Genomic DNA, 5,388 nt, shown 5'->3' on the forward strand with positions numbered 1-5,388 from the left:
GGCCTCGGAAGCGTCATGGGGCGCATGGTCGCCGAGCGCGGCTGGTCCTCCCCCGTGGCGGTTGGCTCTGTCATGGCGCGCTGGCGCGAGCTTGTGGGACCCGAAGTCGCGGCGCACTGCACGCCCGAAAGCTTCGAGGACACGACGCTGCGCGTGCGGTGCGACTCGACCGCGTGGGCTACGCAGCTGAGGCTCCTGAGCGCGGCGCTCCTGGACCGTTTCGCGCGCGAGCTGGGGCCCGACGTCGTCCGCTCGCTCCAGGTGCTCGGCCCCTCGGCGCCGAGCTGGCGCAAGGGTGCGCGAACTGTTCGCGGCCGCGGTCCCAGGGATACGTACGGCTGATTGAATCGCGAGCCGGGAATCCGCTGTCTGCGCCGCTCACCGCCCGGGAGCCACACTCCCCCTTGGATGGCCCTCTATTGAGCCGCCAAATCCGCCCTTGCGGGCTTCCCATAGGCACCCATAGGGCGCGTGTGGACGGGTTTCCGCGAGTCAACCGGTAGAATTGAGACGTTAAGCCTGCCTACCGAAGAGGGGTCGAGACCGCCTGTGGCTGACGAGAGCGCAGCGAACGCGTCCAACGAGGATGGTGCCGCTGGTTCGAATCCCGAACCAAAGCCTGAACCCAAGGCGCCCAGGGAATACGGGGCAAGCAGCATCACGGTGCTCGAAGGCCTCGAAGCAGTCCGCAAACGCCCCGGCATGTACATCGGATCGACCGGTCCGCGCGGCCTCCACCATCTGGTCTACGAGGTCGTGGACAACTCCGTCGACGAGGCACTGGCTGGGTACTGCGACCACATTCAGGTAACGCTTCAGCGGAATGGTGGCGTGCGCGTCGAGGACAACGGGCGCGGCATCCCCGTGGACATCCACCCCACGGAGGGCAAGCCCACGGTCGAGGTCGTCATGACGATCCTGCACGCGGGCGGCAAGTTCGGCGGCGGCGGGTACACCGTCTCGGGCGGCCTTCACGGCGTCGGCATCTCCGTGGTCAACGCCCTCTCGACCCGCGTCGACACGGAAGTGCGGCGCCAAGGCCACGTGTGGCGCATGTCGTTCCGTGACGGCGGCCACCCCGTGGGCGGCCTGGAAGAGGGCGAGGCCACCGAGGAGACCGGGACGATCCAGACGTTCTATCCGGACCCCGCGATCTTCGACAGCACCGAGTTCGACTTCGAGACGCTCCGCGCGCGCTTCCAGCAGATGGCGTTCCTCAACAAGGGGCTGCGCATCACGCTCACCGACGAGCGCTCCGCGCAGGTCGACGAGGAGGAGATCGCCGGCGAGAACGGCGAGCACGCGCCTGAGCCGAGGACCGTCGATTACCGCTATGAAGAGGGCCTGCTCGACTACGTCCAGCACCTCAACTCCTCCAAGCGGATCGAGGTGATCCACGAGGAGGTCATCGCGTTCGAGAGCTTCGACACCGAGCGGAAGATGGCGCTCGAGGTCGCCATGCAGTGGACCACGGCTTACGCCGAATCCGTGCACACGTACGCGAACACGATCAACACCCACGAGGGCGGGACCCACGAGGAGGGCTTCCGCGCCGCGATGACCTCGCTCGTGAACCGCTACGCGCGTGAGAAGGGCATCCTCAAGGAGAAGGAAGACAACCTCACGGGCGACGACGTCCGCGAGGGCCTCACCGCCGTCATCAGCATCAAGCTCGCCGAGCCGCAGTTCGAAGGCCAGACGAAGACGAAGCTCGGCAACTCCGAGGCGAAGGGCTTCGTCCAGCGGGTCGTCACGGACCAGCTCGGCGATTGGCTCGAGCGCAATCCCGGGCCCGCTCGCGATGTGATCCGCAAGGCGATCCAGGCGTCGCAGGCGCGCATGGCGGCCCGCAAGGCCCGCGACAACGCGCGCCGCAAGAGCCCGCTCGAATCGTTCGGGATGCCGGGCAAGCTCTCGGACTGCTCTTCCAAGGATCCGTCCGAGTGCGAGGTCTACCTCGTAGAGGGTGACTCCGCGGGCGGTTCGGCCAAACGCGGCCGCAATCCGAAGACCCAGGCGATCCTGCCGCTGCGCGGCAAGATCCTCAACGTCGAGCGTGCGCGCCTCGACAAGGCGCTCGGCAACGCCGAGATCCAGTCGATGATCACGGCGTTCGGCACGGGCATCGGCGAGGACTTCGACATCGCCAAGCTGCGTTACCACAAGATCGTGCTCATGGCCGATGCGGACGTGGATGGCCAGCACATCACGACGCTGCTCATGACGCTCCTCTTCCGGTACATGCGCCCGCTCATCGAGCACGGCTACGTGTACCTCGCCCAGCCGCCGCTGTACCGGATCAAGTGGTCCAACCATCCGCACGACTACGTGTACAGCGACCGTGAGCGGGACGAGACGATCCGCGTCGGCGCAGCCAAGGGCCAGCGGCTGCCGAAGGAGAACGGGATCCAGCGGTACAAGGGTCTCGGCGAGATGGACTACACCGAGCTGTGGGACACCACGATGGACCCGGACCGGCGCACCCTGCTCCAGGTGACCATGGAGGACGCGGCCGCGGCAGACCAGACGTTCTCCGTGCTCATGGGCGACGACGTCGAGTCCCGCCGACACTTCATCCAGCAGAACGCCAAGGACGTCCGCTTCCTGGACATCTGAGCCGGTTTTCCGCCGACAGACGCGCCAGAGCAACTAGAGGAGACATTTCGTGAGCGACGAGACCCCGGAGAACCCCGGCCTCGGCCCGGACGAGGGCGAGCGCGCGGCCGGCTTGTTGGCCGGAGACGCCATCATCGACCGCGTCGAGCAGGTTGACCTGCAGACCGAGATGCAGCGTTCGTACCTCGACTACGCCATGGCGGTGATCGTGGGCCGCGCGCTGCCGGACGTTCGCGACGGCCTCAAGCCCGTGCACCGCCGCGTCCTGTACGCGATGTTCGACGGCGGCTACCGCCCCGACCGCGGCTTCAACAAGTGCGCGCGCGTCGTGGGCGACGTCATGGGCACGTACCACCCGCACGGCGACATGGCGATCTACGACGCCCTCGTACGCCTCATCCAGGACTGGGTCATGCGGTACCCGCTCGCGCTCGGCCAGGGCAACTTCGGCTCCCCCGGCAACGACGGCGCCGCCGCACCTCGATATACCGAGACCAAGATGGCGCCGCTCGCCATGGAGATGGTCCGGGACATCGACGAGGAGACCGTCGACTTCCAGGACAACTACGACGGCAAGAACCAGGAGCCGACCATCCTTCCGGCCCGGTTCCCCAACCTGCTGGTCAATGGCTCCTCCGGCATCGCCGTGGGCATGGCCACGAACATCCCGCCGCACAACCTGCGCGAAGTCGCCGACGGCGTCCAGTGGTACCTCCAGAATCCGGAGGCTACGCGCGAGGAGCTCCTCGACGCGCTCCTCGTCCGGATCAAGGGCCCCGACTTCCCGACCGGTGCCACGATTCTGGGCCACCGCGGGATCGAGGACGCCTACCGGACCGGCCGTGGCTCGATCACGATGCGCGCCGTGGTCAACGTCGAGGAGATTCAGGGCCGCACGTGCCTCGTGGTCACCGAGCTGCCGTACATGGCCAACCCGGACAACCTCGCGATGAAGATCGCCGAGCTCGTCAAGGACGGCAAGCTCCAGGGCATCGCCGATCTGCGCGACGAGACCTCGGGCCGCACTGGCCAGCGCCTCGTGATCGTCCTCAAGCGCGACGCCGTGGCGAAGGTCGTGCTCAACAACCTGTACAAGCACACGCAGCTCCAGGACAACTTCGCCGCCAACATGCTCGCGATCGTCGACGGCGTGCCCCGCACGCTCTCACTCGACGCGTTCGTGCGCCACTGGGTGACGCACCAGATCGACGTCATCGTGCGCCGCACTCGCTTCCGGCTGCGCAAGGCCGAGGAGGAGATCCACATCCTCCGCGGCCTCCTCAAGGCGCTCGACATGCTCGACGAGGTCATCGCCCTCATCCGCCGCTCCCCCACGGTGGAGGAGGCCCGCGACGGCCTCATGGGGCTCCTCGACATCGATGAGCTCCAGGCCCGAGCGATCCTTGACATGCAGCTGCGCCGCCTCGCGGCCCTCGAACGGCAGAAGATCCAGGACCGCAACGATGAGCTGGAAGCACAGATCGCGGAATTCCGCGTAATCCTCGGCGACCCCGCGCGCCAGCGCCTGATCATCTCCGAAGAGCTCGGCACGATCGTCGACAAGTACGGCGACGATCGCCGCACCCGCATCCTCGCTGGCTTCGACGGTGAGATGAGCGTCGAGGACCTCATCCCCGAGGAGGAAGTGGTCGTCACGATCACGCGCGGCGGGTACGTCAAGCGCACCCGGAGCGACCAGTACCGCGCCCAGATTCGGGGCGGCAAGGGCGTGCGGGGTGCCCAGTTGCGCGGCGACGACGTCGTGGAGCACTTCTTCGTCACGACGACGCACCACTGGCTGCTCTTTTTCACGAACCTCGGGCGCGTGTACCGGGCCAAGGCGTACGAGCTCGCCGAGGGCGGCCGCGACGCGAAGGGCCAGCACGTGGCCAACGTGCTCGCGTTCCAGCCGGACGAGCGGATCGCCCAGGTCCTCGACCTGCGCGACTACCAGCAGGAGCCGTACCTCGTGCTCGCGACCAAGCGCGGTCTCGTCAAGAAGACCCGTCTCGAGGATTACGACACGAACCGCTCCGCCGGCGTCATCGCGATCAACCTCCGCGAGGACGACGAACTCGTTTCGGCGCAGCTCGTCTCCGAGACCGACGATCTCATGCTCGTCTCCCGCCAGGGCCTGTCCGTGCGCTTCACGGCCGACGACGACGCGCTGCGTCCCATGGGCCGCGCGACCAGCGGCGTGACCGGCATGAAGTTCCGGGAGGACGACGAGCTGCTCGCGGCCGACGTGGTGAGCGACGACTCGTATGTGTTCATCGTGACCGACGGGGGCTACGCGAAGAAGACGGCCGTCGAGGAGTATCGGCGGCAGGGTCGCGGCGGGCTCGGCATCAAGGTCGGCAAGTACCAGGAAGGCCGTGGGCACCTCAGGGGTGCGCTCATCGTGCACGACGAGGACGAGGTCCTCGTGGTCATGGAGGGCGGCAAGGTGGTTCGTTCCGCGGTGTCGGGCGTTCCGGCGACGGGTCGCGACACCATGGGCGTGATCTTCGCCCGCCCGGACGAGGGCGATCGGATCATCGCGGTGGCGCGGAATTCCGAGCGCGGCCTCGCTGAGGACCCGGAAGATGACGGAGCCGAGGGCGGTACTGAGACTGCTGCCCACAGCACTGAGACGCCGGATGCCGTAACGTTGACCGGAGACTCTGTCGAGAACCCCGGAGGTAACGAGTGAGCACGCCCGAGAACGAGGCCCGTCCTGGCGGGTACCCTCAGGTGACCCCACCGGCCCGCCCCCCGCAGCGGCCGGCCGTG

General features: G+C 67.4%; 3 protein-coding genes. All 3 read left to right on the forward strand.

Annotated elements, in window-relative coordinates:
• On the forward strand, window positions 1–342 hold a 342-nt coding region (locus tag ACLN58_RS17240), incomplete at its 5' end, for a DUF721 domain-containing protein (protein ID WP_415856476.1).
• A gap of 207 nt (window positions 343–549) precedes the next feature.
• Window positions 550–2,616, forward strand: a complete 2,067-nt coding sequence (gene gyrB, locus ACLN58_RS17245) for a DNA topoisomerase (ATP-hydrolyzing) subunit B (RefSeq protein WP_415856477.1) — start codon at window positions 550–552, stop codon at window positions 2,614–2,616.
• Between the two features lie 49 nt (window positions 2,617–2,665).
• Window positions 2,666–5,308, forward strand: coding sequence for a DNA gyrase subunit A (gyrA, locus tag ACLN58_RS17250; RefSeq protein ID WP_415856478.1), 2,643 nt, complete (start codon window positions 2,666–2,668; stop codon window positions 5,306–5,308).
• The last annotated feature ends 80 nt before the right edge of the window (window positions 5,309–5,388 follow it).

The organism is Sinomonas sp. G460-2 (genome assembly GCF_047759905.1).
Lineage (GTDB): Bacteria > Actinomycetota > Actinomycetes > Actinomycetales > Micrococcaceae > Sinomonas.